This window comes from Citrobacter sp. Cf136 (assembly GCF_030333815.1).
Lineage (GTDB): Bacteria > Pseudomonadota > Gammaproteobacteria > Enterobacterales > Enterobacteriaceae > Citrobacter > Citrobacter freundii.
In genome coordinates this window covers 1-14,362 of the sequence record NZ_JAOWFE010000038.1, presented here as the reverse complement: position 1 = coordinate 14,362, position 14,362 = coordinate 1, and the positions used below count along the sequence as shown (strand labels likewise).

The 14,362-nt window shown below is 54.0% G+C and carries 7 protein-coding genes and 2 rRNA genes; 1 reads left to right on the top strand and 8 read right to left on the bottom strand.

Annotated elements, in window-relative coordinates; translation table 11 throughout:
* Window positions 1-58: 58 nt before the first annotated feature.
* Window positions 59-3,742 (bottom strand): methionine synthase, encoded by a 3,684-nt coding sequence (gene metH, locus OGV98_RS18160; protein ID WP_032948291.1) that lies wholly within the window; start codon window positions 3,740-3,742, stop codon window positions 59-61.
* 195 nt (window positions 3,743-3,937) lie between these two features.
* On the opposite strand from metH, the gene iclR reads away from it, so the two are divergent.
* Entirely contained in the window at window positions 3,938-4,762 is an 825-nt protein-coding gene (gene iclR / locus OGV98_RS18155; protein WP_003841425.1) for a glyoxylate bypass operon transcriptional repressor IclR, read from the top strand.
* 21 nt (window positions 4,763-4,783) lie between these two features.
* Here the strand turns inward: iclR and aceK are convergent, their stop codons facing one another.
* The 7 genes from aceK to OGV98_RS18120 form a co-directional block, all read right to left on the bottom strand.
* Window positions 4,784-6,532, bottom strand: a complete 1,749-nt coding sequence (gene aceK / locus OGV98_RS18150; RefSeq protein ID WP_003841427.1) for a bifunctional isocitrate dehydrogenase kinase/phosphatase — start codon at window positions 6,530-6,532, stop codon at window positions 4,784-4,786.
* Between the two features lie 102 nt (window positions 6,533-6,634).
* Window positions 6,635-7,939: an isocitrate lyase gene (gene aceA / locus OGV98_RS18145; protein ID WP_003031609.1), complete on the bottom strand. Its 1,305-nt coding sequence runs from the start codon at window positions 7,937-7,939 to the stop codon at window positions 6,635-6,637.
* A gap of 31 nt (window positions 7,940-7,970) precedes the next feature.
* Window positions 7,971-9,572 carry a malate synthase A gene (gene aceB, locus OGV98_RS18140; protein WP_003844674.1) on the bottom strand — a complete coding sequence of 534 codons (1,602 nt, stop codon included), beginning with the start codon at window positions 9,570-9,572 and terminating at the stop codon, window positions 7,971-7,973.
* 268 nt (window positions 9,573-9,840) lie between these two features.
* Complete coding sequence (gene metA, locus OGV98_RS18135; RefSeq protein ID WP_003841431.1) at window positions 9,841-10,770, bottom strand: homoserine O-acetyltransferase MetA; 930 nt, start codon at window positions 10,768-10,770, stop codon at window positions 9,841-9,843.
* Between the two features lie 136 nt (window positions 10,771-10,906).
* Window positions 10,907-11,320 carry a YjaA family stress response protein gene (locus OGV98_RS18130; RefSeq protein WP_202580872.1) on the bottom strand — a complete coding sequence of 138 codons (414 nt, stop codon included), beginning with the start codon at window positions 11,318-11,320 and terminating at the stop codon, window positions 10,907-10,909.
* Between the two features lie 84 nt (window positions 11,321-11,404).
* Window positions 11,405-11,520 (bottom strand): 5S ribosomal RNA (gene rrf, locus OGV98_RS18125).
* A gap of 90 nt (window positions 11,521-11,610) precedes the next feature.
* Window positions 11,611-14,362: ribosomal RNA gene (locus OGV98_RS18120) — 23S ribosomal RNA — on the bottom strand; the annotation flags it as partial.

Sequence of the window (14,362 nt, the reverse complement as noted above, 5' to 3'; positions counted from 1 at the left end):
GAGACAGGGCACTCATTGAGCGCCCTGTTTGTTGTAAAGAAAGATGACAGTTTGTGAATCAGTCGGCGTCGTAGCCGAGGTTCGGCGCTAACCAGCGCTCCACTTCTGCCACGCTCATCCCTTTACGAAAGGCATAATCTTCAACCTGATCGCGCTGGATTTGCGCCACAGCGTAGTACTTGCTGTCCGGATGACTGAAATACCAGCCGGAAACCGACGCACCTGGCCACATGGCGAAGGATTCGGTGAGCTTCATCCCGGTATGCGCCTCCACGTCCAGCAGTTCCCAAATGGTGGCTTTTTCGGTGTGTTCCGGACACGCCGGATAGCCCGGTGCCGGGCGAATCCCCTGGTAGTTTTCGCGGATCAGCTCCTCGTTACTGAGATTCTCGTTCGCCGCATAGCCCCAGTAGACTTTACGTACGCGCTCATGCAGATATTCTGCGAACGCTTCCGCCAGACGGTCAGCGATCGCTTTCACCATGATCTTGTTGTAGTCGTCATGCTGGGCTTCGAAGGCGTCCGCCAGCGCATCTTCTTCCAGACCACCAGTGACCGCAAAAGCACCGATGTAATCCGCTTTACCGCTCAATTTCGGCGCAACAAAGTCAGACAAGCAGTAGTTGGCGAAACCGACTTTTTCCGTCTGCTGGCGCAGGTGATGACTCACGTTGATGACGTGCGTACGCGTCTCGTCACGGTAAATCTCGATGTCGTCACCCACGCGGTTGGCCGGGAATAAACCCACCACGCCACGCGGATTCAGCGTCTTCTCAGCGCTGAGTTTATCCAGCATGTCGTTGGCATCTTTGAACAGGCGCTTCGCCTCTTCGCCCACTACTTCATCTTCGAGGATGCGAGGATATTTCCCGGCCAACGACCAGGTCATAAAGAACGGCGTCCAGTCGATGTAGTTGCGCAGGGTTTCGATGCTGGCTTCCACTTCCTGTACGCCCAGACGGTGCGCCACCGGCGGGGTGTAGTTTTCCCAGTCAAAGGCCAGATCGTTGTCGCGGGCAGCCTGTAACGTTACGGGCGGAGTACGCGGTTTCTTACGCGCATGCTGGATACGCACGGTTTCATACTCTTTACGCGTACGGGCGACAAAGTCATCACGCTGGGTATCAGAGAGCAGCGCAGCGACGACGCCAACGGTACGCGAGGCGTTCTGCACGTACACCGTCGGGCCGCTGTAGTTCTGCTCAATTTTCACCGCGGTGTGCGCTTTCGAGGTGGTCGCGCCGCCAATCAGCAGCGGAATAGTGAAGCCCTGACGCTCCATCTCTTTCGCCACGTTGACCATTTCGTCCAGCGATGGGGTAATCAGCCCGGAAAGGCCAATCAGATCGGCATTCACTTCACGCGCCGTTCTGAGGATTTTCTCCGCGGGCACCATCACGCCAAGATCGACGATTTCGTAGTTGTTACATTGCAGTACCACGCCGACGATATTTTTACCGATATCGTGCACATCGCCCTTCACGGTTGCGATGACCATTTTGCCGTTGCTGGAACCTTTCTCTTTGCTGGCCTCAATGTACGGTTCAAGGTAGGCCACCGCCTGCTTCATCACGCGAGCGGATTTCACCACCTGCGGCAGGAACATTTTGCCCTCACCGAACAGGTCGCCAACCACGTTCATGCCGTCCATCAGCGGCCCTTCAATAACCTCGATCGGGCGCGCGGCCTGCTGGCGAGCTTCTTCGGTATCCAGCTCAATAAACTCGGTTATGCCTTTCACCAGCGAGTATTCGAGGCGCTTTTTCACGTCCCAACTGCGCCACTCCGCCATCTGGGCATTCGCCGTGTCATCGGTTTTACTGCCGCGATACTTCTCAGCAAGCTCCAGCAGTCGTTCGGTGCCATCGTCACGACGGTTGAGGATCACGTCCTCAACCGCATCGCGCAGCTCGGTGGGCAGGTCGTCGTAAATTGCCAGTTGTCCGGCGTTGACGATCCCCATGTCCATGCCGTTGCGAATGGCGTAGTAGAGGAATACCGCGTGAATGGCTTCACGTACTGGGTCGTTGCCACGGAACGAGAATGAAACGTTAGAAACGCCGCCGGAGATCAGCGCATGCGGCAGTTCGCGTTTGATATCTTCACAGGCCCCGATAAAGTCCTGCGCGTAGTTGTTGTGTTCATCAATCCCGGTCGCCACCGCAAAGATGTTCGGGTCAAAGATAATATCTTCCGGCGGGAAGCCCACCTCTTCGGTAAGAATCTTGTACGCCCGACGGCAGATCTCAATTTTGCGCGCGCGAGTGTCGGCCTGGCCCTGCTCGTCAAAGGCCATCACCACCACTGCAGCACCGTAGCGACGCAGCAGCTTCGCGTGATGGATAAAGGTCTCAACCCCCTCTTTCATCGAGATGGAGTTAACGATGCCTTTACCCTGAATGCACTTCAGTCCTTTTTCGATTACTTCCCATTTCGAGGAGTCGATCATAATCGGCACGCGGGCGATATCCGGTTCACCGGCAATCAGGTTGAGGAAACGAACCATCGCCGCTTCGGCGTCGAGCATCCCCTCATCCATGTTGATATCGATGATCTGCGCGCCGCTTTCCACCTGCTGACGGGCGACATCCAGCGCTTCGCTGTATTTCTCTTCTTTGATCAGGCGTTTAAACTTCGCCGAACCGGTAACGTTGGTACGCTCGCCGACGTTCACAAACAGGCTGTCGTCGCCGATGTTCAGCGGCTCAAGGCCGGAAAGGCGGCAGGCAACCGGGATTTCCGGCAAGCGGCGTGGCGGCAGTCCGTCCACTGCGCGACTCATGGCGGCGATGTGTTCCGGCGTGGTGCCGCAGCAGCCGCCAACAATATTCAGGAAGCCCGCCTCGGCCCATTCGCGGATTTGCGCCGCCATGGTGTCGGCATCGAGATCGTACTCACCAAAGGCGTTCGGCAGCCCGGCGTTCGGGTGCGCGGTAACGTAGCATTCGGCAATACGCGACAGTTCCTGCACGTACTGGCGCAGTTCGTCCGGGCCTAAGGCACAGTTCAGACCAAAAGTCAGCGCATCGGCGTGGCGCAGGGAGTTGTAGAATGCTTCGGTGGTCTGGCCGGAGAGCGTACGCCCGGAAGCGTCGGTGATGGTGCCGGAGAGCATAATCGGCAGCTCAACGCCCAGCGCTTCGAATTCAGTTTTAACCGCGAAAATAGCGGCTTTGGCGTTGAGGGTATCGAAAACGGTTTCAATCAGGATCAGGTCACTGCCGCCTTCCACCAGCGCTTTGGTGGATTCGCGGTAGGCGGCCACCAGCTGATCAAAGGTAATATTGCGGTAAGCCGGGTCGTTGACGTCGGGCGAGATAGACGCCGTACGGTTGGTTGGGCCAAGCACGCCCGCGACGTAGCGCGGTTTGTTCGGCGTGCGTGCCGTCCATTCATCTGCCGCCGCGCGCGCCAGTTTGGCTGCCGCAAAGTTGATTTCCGCCGACAGGGATTCCATCTGGTAATCCGCCATGGCGATAGTCGTGGAGTTAAAGGTGTTGGTTTCGATTATGTCCGCGCCCGCCTCGAAGTAGGCGTTGTGAATCGCGGCGATCACCTCCGGTTTGCTGAGCACCAACAGGTCGTTGTTGCCTTTCAGATCGCACGGCCATTCGGCAAAGCGTTCGCCGCGGAAATCCTCTTCGCTCAGACGATATCCCTGGATCATGGTGCCCATACCGCCGTCCAGCACCAGAATACGTTCATTTAACTGCTGACGTAATTGTTCTACTTTGCTGCTCACACTCGCTCCCGACAACGCTCAACCAGACCGAAAAAAACTCAACAGGCCATACTGGCACAAACCTGAGAGGCGGAAAAGAGAACAACGGCCAACATGAGACATGTTCAGCTTCACTCATCCGATCAGTACAGGAATTCTTGCATTATAATTGAATAAAACGAAAATGATTTCCACGATACAGAAAAGGAGTCTGCCATGGTTGCCCCCGTTCCCGCGAAACGCGGTAGAAAACCCGCCGCTACTACTACGCCCGCAACCGGGCAGGTTCAGTCCCTGACGCGCGGCCTGAAGCTACTGGAGTGGATTGCGGAATCCAACGGCAGCGTGGCGCTGACCGAGCTGGCGCAGCAGGCCGGCCTGCCAAACTCCACGACTCACCGATTATTGACCACCATGCAGCAGCAGGGATTTGTTCGTCAGGTTGGTGAATTAGGGCACTGGGCCGTGGGTGCACATGCGTTTATCGTCGGCAGCAGCTTTTTGCAAAGCCGTAATCTGCTGGCGATTGTGCACCCAATCCTGCGCAAGCTGATGGAAGACTCCGGTGAGACGGTCAACCTCGCCGTGCTGGATCAAAGCGATCATCAGGCCATTATTATCGACCAGGTGCAGTGCACCCAACTGATGCGCATGTCCGCGCCTATCGGCGGCAAACTGCCGATGCATGCTTCCGGCGCGGGTAAGGCGTTTTTATCCCAACTGAGCGAAGAACAGGTGACAGGGCTGCTGCACCGCAAAGGACTACACGCTTATACCCACGCCACGCTGGTGTCGCCAGTGCATCTGAAAGAGGATTTGGCTCAGACGCGCAAGCGCGGCTATTCCTTTGATGATGAGGAACATGCGCTGGGTCTGCGCTGCGTGGCGTCGTGCATTTATGACGAGCACCGCGAGCCGTTCGCCGCGATTTCCATCTCCGGACCCATTTCGCGCATTACCGACGATCGCGTGACCGAGTTCGGCGCCATGGCGATCAAAGCGGCGAAAGAAGTGACGCTGGCGTACGGCGGATTTCGCTAAGATGGGGTTGCCGGGTGGCGGTTACGCCTTACCCGGCCTACGGTCGGTTTCATAACGCACGCTGAAACGCTGTTTGCGTCGGTAGGCGTAAACATCTTCCACATGCCCGTTTTTAATCCGCGTTTGCAAACCCCGCCAGTAGTCGGCGCTGAACAAGTCAGCGTGCATCTCTTCAAATAGCGGCCCGATACGCGGGTCGGCACATAGCCAGTGGCGAAACTCTTCCGGGAAGACATCTCCAGGCGATACGCTGTACCACGGCTCAGCGCTCATCTCATCTTCCGGGTAGCGTGGCGGCGGGATATGACGGAAATTAACCTCCGTCATGTAGCAGATTTCATCGTAGTCGTAGAACACCACGCGCCCGTGACGGGTGACGCCGAAGTTCTTAAACAGCATATCGCCGGGGAAAATATTGGCGGCGGCCAGCTGACGAATCGCGTTGCCGTACTCTTCAATGGCATCGCGCAGTTGTTGACCTTCGACTTGCTCCAGCCAGATATTCAGCGGCACCATCCGTCGTTCGATATACAGATGGCGAATGACAATCTGATCGCCAAGATCGGTAATTTTTTCCGGGGCTTCCTGCAATAACAGCGCCATCAGCGCCGGATCGATTTGCCGTTTATCCAGCACAAAATTCTCGAACTCCTGGGTGTCAGCCATCCGCCCCACACGATCGTGCTCTTTGACCAGTTGATAACAGGCGCGGACGTGGGCGGCAGACATCTCTTTTTGCGGCGCAAATTTGTCTTTAATGATTTTAAACACCCGGTCAAAGCCCGGCAGGGTAAACACCAGCATCACCATACCGCGGATCCCCGGCGCTTCAATAAACTGCTCATCACAGTTGGCCAGGTAGAGCAGATACTCCCGATAACTTTCCGTTTTTGCATGCTTCTGACAGCCAATCGCCATATACAATTCAGCGGTGGTTTTACCGGGCAGGATCTCGCGCAACCACTCCACCAGTGCCGCGGGCAGCGGGGCATACACCATAAAGTAGGAGCGGGCGAAGCCAAACACAATGCTCGCCTCCGCCGTCGTGGTCAGGCAGGTATCGACAAACAACTCACCTTCGTCTGTCCGGTGGATTGGCAGTAAAAACGGCAGCGTTCCAGAAGGGGTAATCAGCTTACCGACCAGCCAGGCTGCCTTGTTACGATAAAACAGTTCATTCGCCACCTGTAAATGGCAGCCTGGCAACACATCCGCTCCCAAGGTTTCGGTCAGGTGTTCGATGATGTAGTGGATATCACGATGTTTATTCTGCCACGGAAGACGCAGGGGCAGATCGCTAAGGACGCGAGTTAGCAGCCACTCCCAGCCGGTATCAGGAAAAAAGTCTTTCGCCAACGGGCGTGGGATCGTGCGGAAACGACGCTCTGGCTGAGAACTGAAAATAAACAGCCGCTCGGGAGTCAACGAGCGGTGATCAAATAACCGACAGTAAACGGAGTTAAAAAAGCTCTCCGCAATCTCGAAGCGCGGGTAATCCGGCAGTAGCCGGGTGTAATGCTCTTTCACGCGAAGTAAAAAATCCGCGTCGGTACTTTTGCCGTCTGTAATGCAGCGCAACTGCTCCACCACCAGACCTACGTGATGATCGTAAAGGTGAATACGGCTTTTCATCGCCTGCTGAACCGCATGCCAGTCGGCATGTTCAAAACGCTGCTGCGCGCCGGAGGTGACTTCCAGAAAACGCCCGTACTGGGCGTCGAAACCTTGCAAAATCGTCTGAGCAATCAGTAATTCCAGGCCACGCGTCATCGACTTCTCCCATCCGGCACAACGTCATGCCGGATGGCGCGTTCGCTTATCCGGCCTACATCCCTTCGTAGGCCCGGTAAGCACAGCGCCACCGGGCATTAATCAAAACTGCGATTCTTCGGTCGAGCCGGTCAGCGCGGTCACCGAGGAAGCGCCGCCCTGAATGATAGTAGTGACTTTGTCGAAGTAGCCTGTACCCACTTCCTGCTGATGGGACACGAAGGTATAACCATCTTTAGCCGCCGCAAATTCTGGCTGCTGAACCTTCTCAACATAGTGGCGCATGCCTTCACCCTGCGCATAGGAGTGTGCGAGGTCGAACATGTTGAACCACATGCTGTGGATGCCCGCCAGGGTAATGAACTGGTATTTGTAACCCATATCCGACAGTTGCTGCTGGAAGCTGGCAATGGTTTTGTCATCCAGGTTTTTCTGCCAGTTAAATGACGGCGAACAGTTGTAGGCCAGCAGTTTGCCGGGGAATTTCGCGTGAATCGCATCGGCAAAGCGCTTCGCCAGTTCGAGATCCGGCGTGGAGGTTTCACACCACACCAGATCCGCATAAGGTGCATAGGCCAGACCACGGCTGATCGCCTGCTCAATACCCGCATGCGTACGGTAGAACCCTTCGCTGGTACGTTCGCCGGTGATGAACTCGCTGTCGTATGGGTCGCAGTCAGACGTTATCAGATCGGCTGCGTCAGCATCAGTACGCGCAATAACCAGCGTCGGAACACCCATGACGTCGGCTGCCAGACGGGCGGCCACCAGTTTCTGGATAGCTTCCTGAGTCGGCACCAGAACTTTGCCGCCCATGTGACCACATTTTTTTACCGATGCGAGCTGATCTTCGAAGTGAACGGCCGCTGCACCAGCCTCAATCATCGATTTCATCAGTTCAAACGCGTTCAGGACGCCGCCAAAACCCGCTTCTGCATCAGCGACGATCGGCAGGAAGTAATCCACATAGCGCGGATCGTTCGGTTCAATACCTGTTGACCATTGGATCTGATCGGCGCGACGGAATGTGTTGTTGATCCGATCCACCACTGCCGGGACGGAGTTCGCCGGATACAGCGATTGGTCCGGGTACATGCTGGATGCCAGGTTGGCATCTGCCGCCACCTGCCAGCCTGAAAGGTAGACCGCTTCAATACCGGCTTTCGCCTGCTGCAGCGCCTGACCGCCAGTCAGCGCGCCGAGGCTGTTGATATAACCTTTCTTCGATTCACCGTGCAGCAGACGCCACATTTTCGCCGCGCCAAGCTGAGCCAGCGTGCATTCCGGGTTGACCGAGCCACGTAATTTCACCACTTCCTCCGCGCTATATGGACGGGTGATGCCTTCCCAGCGCGGTTGAGTCCATTCTTTCTGTAATTCTTCGATTTGTTGAGTACGGGTTTTCATGTGCAGATGCTCCATATTGTTATGTGGTGGATTACGCCAGCAGGCGGTAGCCTGGCAGGGTCAAGAAATCGATCAATTCATCAGAGGTAGTGATTTGCTCCATCAGGCGCGCAGCATCGTCAAAACGCCCGCTGCTGTAGCGGTGTTCGCCCAGCTCGTCCTGAATCACCAGCATCTCTTCGGCCAGCATCTGACGGAACAGCGGTTTGGTAACCGGCTTGCCGTTGCTGAGCGTCTTCTGGTGGTGGATCCACTGCCAGATGGAGGTACGGGAGATTTCGGCAGTGGCCGCATCTTCCATCAGACCGTAAATCGGTACGCAGCCGTTACCGGAGATCCACGCTTCGATGTACTGCACCGCAACACGAATGTTGGCGCGCATGCCTTCTTCAGTACGCTCACCTTCACAAGGCGCCAGCAGTTGTTCTGCGGTAATCGGCGCATCTTCTTCACGGGTCACGAACAGCTGATTTTTGTTTTCACCGAGTACGTCGTTGAACACCGCCATAGCGGTATCTGCCAGCCCCGGATGAGCAATCCATGTGCCGTCATGACCGTTATTGGCTTCCAGCGCTTTGTCCGCTTTTACCTTGGTCAGAACCTGGTTGTTACGTTCCGCATCTTTGCTGGGAATGAAAGCTGCCATGCCGCCCATCGCGAATGCGCCACGTTTATGACAGGTTTTAATCAGCAGACGCGAATAGGCGCTGAGGAATGGCTTATCCATCGTCACCACCTGACGGTCCGGCAGCACGCGATCCGGATGGTTCTTCAGCGTTTTGATATAGCTGAATATGTAGTCCCAGCGACCGCAGTTCAGACCGACAATATGGTCACGCAGGGCGTGCAGAATTTCGTCCATCTGGAAGACGGCCGGCAGCGTTTCAATCAGCAGAGTCGCTTTGATGGTGCCGCGCGGCAGATTAAAGCGATCTTCTGCATAGCTGAACACTTCGCTCCACCATGCTGCTTCTTGCCAGGCCTGCGTTTTTGGCAGGTAGAAGTAAGGGCCGCTGCCTTTTGCCAGCAACGTTTTGTAATTGTGGAAGAAATAGAGGGCAAAATCGAACAGGCTGCCCGGGATGGATTCGCCACGCCAGGTGACGTGTTTTTCCGGCAGATGCAGACCACGAACGCGGCATACCAACAGAGCCGGATTAGGTTTGAGCTGGTAAATTTTGCCCGCTTCATTGGTATAGCTAATGGTGCCATTGACCGCATCACGCAGGTTTATCTGCCCGTCGATAACTTTGTTCCACTCAGGAGCCAGCGAATCTTCAAAATCAGCCATAAAGACTTTGACGTTCGCGTTCAGCGCGTTGATAACCATCTTGCGCTCAACAGGCCCAGTTATCTCTACGCGGCGATCCAGTAAATCATCAGGAATTCCGCGAATTTTCCAGTCACCTTCTCGAATGGAAGCCGTTTCCGAAATAAAATCAGGCAACTTACCGTCATCAATATCCTGCTGCTGCTGGATACGTGCAGCCAGAAGTTTATTGCGTTTTGGCGTAAATCTTGTCACCAGTTCAGTCAGAAACTCTACTGCTTCAGCGGTCAGAATTTGTTGCTCCTGTTCGCCACGCGGCCTGGTGAAGACCAGTTCATCGGTTGTCGTTGCCTGTTGATTCATTGCGTAGTTCCTCGTCATTGATCCAAACACATCCCCAATGCGAACGAAGGATCGTTGTGCGCTTTTCGTTCAGCACAACTAAGACTACTCATTTAAATTTCAAAATCAAAAACAATTTCCATTTTTAATTTAATTATCAATTAACTTATTGATAACAATATAAATAAAATTTAATTACACGGTGAGGTGCGTTTCGGAAATAAAAAAGGCACCCGAAGGTGCCTGATTCAATATGCTGAAACGCTTAAGGATCGTCTGCTACAGAAGATTAATCCAGCGTTGGATTCATGTGACGCAGATCATATGGCGTGATCTGGTAGACGTAATAGTTGAGCCAGTTGGTAAACAACAGATTACCGTGGCTACGCCAGGTTGCCCGCGGTTTGTTTTGCGGGTCATCTTTCGGGAAGTAGTTATAGGGCACTTCCGGCGTTAGGCCCGCTTCGACGTCACGAAAATACTCACTGCCGAGCGTATGGGCATCATATTCCGGATGGCCCGTCACAAAGGCAATTCGTTTATCTTTGCTGGCAAACAGGTAGGCATCTCCCTCTTCGGTTTCAGCAAAAATCTCGAGATCGGTGTAGTCGCGAATAAGCGCAGCAGGAAAATCGGCATAGCGCGAATGCGGAGCCAGGAACGCATCATCGAATCCACGCGTCAGCAGCGCATGAGGATGCAGAATATGGTGCTCATAGACGCCTGAGAGTTTGTCCGTACGGGTTTGCTTAGGAATTCCGTACAGGATATTCAGCGCGGCCTGCACCGCCCAACAAACAAATAGCGTTGAGGTAACGTGATCTTTCGCCCATTCAAGCACTTGTTGAATCTGCGGCCAGTAAGCCACGTCATTAAATTCGACCAGACCCAACGGCGCGCCGGTCACGATCAGTCCGTCAAAGTTCTGATCGCAGATATCCTCGAAATTACAGTAAAAGTTATTCAGATGCTCCGTAGGGGTGTTACGTGACTCGCGAGCATCGATGCGCAATAGCTGAACATCTACCTGTAGCGGTGAGTTAGACAGTAAGCGCAGGAACTGGTTTTCCGTTTCAATCTTCTTGGGCATCAGGTTGAGGATGAGCACCTTCAGTGGTCGAATTTCCTGACCGGAAGCGCGGGATGTCGTCATCACAAAGACGTTTTCCTCACGCAAGAAATTGACGGCGGGTAGCTCGTCCTGCACGCGAATTGGCATAACCTGATAACCTCACTACATACGTTTAAACGTTTAGACATCCAGATAGCTGAAGATACCCAGGAATCATGCGAATGTCGAGCGTGTATGTTGAAGGTGAGAAAGTTTCACGTCATAACCAATAGTCACAGCGTGTTCAGGAGTGCCGACTATTGCGGAAATCAGTTTCCCCCTGGAGAAAAGTGCTCCGCACCCCGGCATCGCTCAGAGGCACCTTACCAGAGATAACCTGAGGACACTTAGCCCTACCGTCTGCGGCACCAAAGGTCACTTCAAGGATAGCTCGCTCTTCAACCTGCGGCAGTCCACCTTCGTTCATCTCCAGCGCATGGGCCAGAAGCCCAAAAGAGTTCCGCCAAAAAAGCTGACGCCACTTAGAGCGTGGCATCAGTTGATCGACAAGGTCTTGTATCAGTTTTTCTGCTTCGAAGAACTCGGCAATCAGGAGTCGCTGATTGCTGAAGGTTCGGAATCCGGAAACTTCTTGCTGAGTGGTAGTATTGCGTACAACTACACGGTTTTTATATAGTTGAACGTAGAGAATGACCATCGGAATTTCCTTTATCAGTCCGTGATAAAATCGGAAACGCAAAAAAGCCCATCCGTCAGGATGGGCTTCTTCACTTTATTTGATGCCTGGCAGTTCCCTACTCTCGCATGGGGAGACCCCACACTACCATCGGCGCTACGGCGTTTCACTTCTGAGTTCGGCATGGGGTCAGGTGGGACCACCGCGCTACAGCCGCCAGGCAAATTCTGTTATTAACCCGCTTTTCGCCGGTTAATCTAATCTGTATCAAGCTGAATGTCGTCTCTTCGCCAAAACATCTTCGGCGTTGTAAGGTTAAGCCTCACGGTTCATTAGTATCGGTTAGCTCAATGTATCGCTACACTTACACACCCGACCTATCAACGTCGTCGTCTTCAACGTTCCTTCAGGAGACTTAAAGTCTCAGGGAGAACTCATCTCGGGGCAAGTTTCGTGCTTAGATGCTTTCAGCACTTATCTCTTCCGCATTTAGCTACCGGGCAATGCCATTGGCATGACAACCCGAACACCAGTGATGCGTCCACTCCGGTCCTCTCGTACTAGGAGCAGCCCCCCTCAATTCTCCAGCGCCCACGGCAGATAGGGACCGAACTGTCTCACGACGTTCTAAACCCAGCTCGCGTACCACTTTAAATGGCGAACAGCCATACCCTTGGGACCTACTTCAGCCCCAGGATGTGATGAGCCGACATCGAGGTGCCAAACACCGCCGTCGATATGAACTCTTGGGCGGTATCAGCCTGTTATCCCCGGAGTACCTTTTATCCGTTGAGCGATGGCCCTTCCATTCAGAACCACCGGATCACTAAGACCTGCTTTCGCACCTGCTCGAGCCGTCACTCTCGCAGTCAAGCTAGCTTATGCCTTTGCACTAACCTCCTGATGTCCGACCAGGATTAGCTAACCTTCGTGCTCCTCCGTTACTCTTTAGGAGGAGACCGCCCCAGTCAAACTACCCACCAGACACTGTCCGCAACCCGGATCACGGGTCCACGTTAGAACACCAGCCATTAAAGGGTGGTATTTCAAGGATGGCTCCATGCAGACTGGCGTCCACACTTCAAAGCCTCCCACCTATCCTACACATCAAGGACCAGTGTTCAGTGTCAAGCTATAGTAAAGGTTCACGGGGTCTTTCCGTCTTGCCGCGGGTACACTGCATCTTCACAGCGAGTTCAATTTCACTGAGTCTCGGGTGGAGACAGCCTGGCCATCATTACGCCATTCGTGCAGGTCGGAACTTACCCGACAAGGAATTTCGCTACCTTAGGACCGTTATAGTTACGGCCGCCGTTTACCGGGGCTTCGATCAAGAGCTTCTCCTTACGGATAACCCCATCAATTAACCTTCCGGCACCGGGCAGGCGTCACACCGTATACGTCCACTTTCGTGTTTGCACAGTGCTGTGTTTTTAATAAACAGTTGCAGCCAGCTGGTATCTTCGACTGATTTCAGCTCCATGAGTAAATCACTTCACCTACATATCAGCGTGCCTTCTCCCGAAGTTACGGCACCATTTTGCCTAGTTCCTTCACCCGAGTTCTCTCAAGCGCCTTGGTATTCTCTACCTGACCACCTGTGTCGGTTTGGGGTACGATTTCGTGTTACCTGATGCTTAGAGGCTTTTCCTGGAAGCAGGGCATTTGTTACTTCAGCACCGTAGTGCCTCGTCATCACACCTCAGCGTTAAAAAGGTACCGGATTTACCTGGAACCTCCGCCTACATGCTTAAACCGGGACAACCGTCGCCCGGCTAACATAGCCTTCTCCGTCCCCCCTTCGCAGTAACACCAAGTACAGGAATATTAACCTGTTTCCCATCGACTACGCCTTTCGGCCTCGCCTTAGGGGTCGACTCACCCTGCCCCGATTAACGTTGGACAGGAACCCTTGGTCTTCCGGCGTGCGGGTTTTTCACCCGCATTATCGTTACTTATGTCAGCATTCGCACTTCTGATACCTCCAGCATGCCTCACAGCACACCTTCAACGGCTTACAGAACGCTCCCCTACCCAACAACACATAGTGTCGCTGCCGCAGCTTCGGTGCATGGTTTAGCCCCGTTACATCTTCCGCGCAGGCCGACTCGACCAGTGAGCTATTACGCTTTCTTTAAATGATGGCTGCTTCTAAGCCAACATCCTGGCTGTCTGTGCCTTCCCACATCGTTTCCCACTTAACCATGACTTTGGGACCTTAGCTGGCGGTCTGGGTTGTTTCCCTCTTCACGACGGACGTTAGCACCCGCCGTGTGTCTCCCGTGATAACATTCTTCGGTATTCGCAGTTTGCATCGGGTTGGTAAGTCGGGATGACCCCCTAGCCGAAACAGTGCTCTACCCCCGAAGATGAATTCACGAGGCGCTACCTAAATAGCTTTCGGGGAGAACCAGCTATCTCCCGGTTTGATTGGCCTTTCACCCCCAGCCACAAGTCATCCGCTAATTTTTCAACATTAGTCGGTTCGGTCCTCCAGTTAGTGTTACCCAACCTTCAACCTGCCCATGGCTAGATCACCGGGTTTCGGGTCTATACCCTGCAACTTAACGCCCAGTTAAGACTCGGTTTCCCTTCGGCTCCCCTATACGGTTAACCTTGCTACAGAATATAAGTCGCTGACCCATTATACAAAAGGTACGCAGTCACCCCATAAAGAGGCTCCCACTGCTTGTACGTACACGGTTTCAGGTTCTTTTTCACTCCCCTCGCCGGGGTTCTTTTCGCCTTTCCCTCACGGTACTGGTTCACTATCGGTCAGTCAGGAGTATTTAGCCTTGGAGGATGGTCCCCCCATATTCAGACAGGATACCACGTGTCCCGCCCTACTCTTCGAGTTCACAACCTGTGCATTTTGGTGTACGGGACTATCACCCTGTACCGTCGGACTTTCCAGACCGTTCCACTAACACACAAGCTGATTCAGACTCTGGGCTGCTCCCCGTTCGCTCGCCGCTACTGGGGGAATCTCGGTTGATTTCTTTTCCTCGGGGTACTTAGATGTTTCAGTTCCCCCGGTTCGCTTCATTACGCTATGTATTCACG

Bases quoted from the DNA above. Each gene is read 5' to 3' on its own strand.
- aceK (WP_003841427.1), bottom strand. From the start codon at position 6,532: ATGACGCGTGGCCTGGAATTACTGATTGCTCAGACGATTTTGCAAGGT.
- metA (WP_003841431.1), bottom strand. From the start codon at position 10,770: ATGCCAATTCGCGTGCAGGACGAGCTACCCGCCGTCAATTTCTTGCGT.
- aceA (WP_003031609.1), bottom strand. From the start codon at position 7,939: ATGAAAACCCGTACTCAACAAATCGAAGAATTACAGAAAGAATGGACT.
- iclR (WP_003841425.1), top strand. From the start codon at position 3,938: ATGGTTGCCCCCGTTCCCGCGAAACGCGGTAGAAAACCCGCCGCTACT.
- OGV98_RS18130 (WP_202580872.1), bottom strand. From the start codon at position 11,320: ATGGTCATTCTCTACGTTCAACTATATAAAAACCGTGTAGTTGTACGC.
- aceB (WP_003844674.1), bottom strand. From the start codon at position 9,572: ATGAATCAACAGGCAACGACAACCGATGAACTGGTCTTCACCAGGCCG.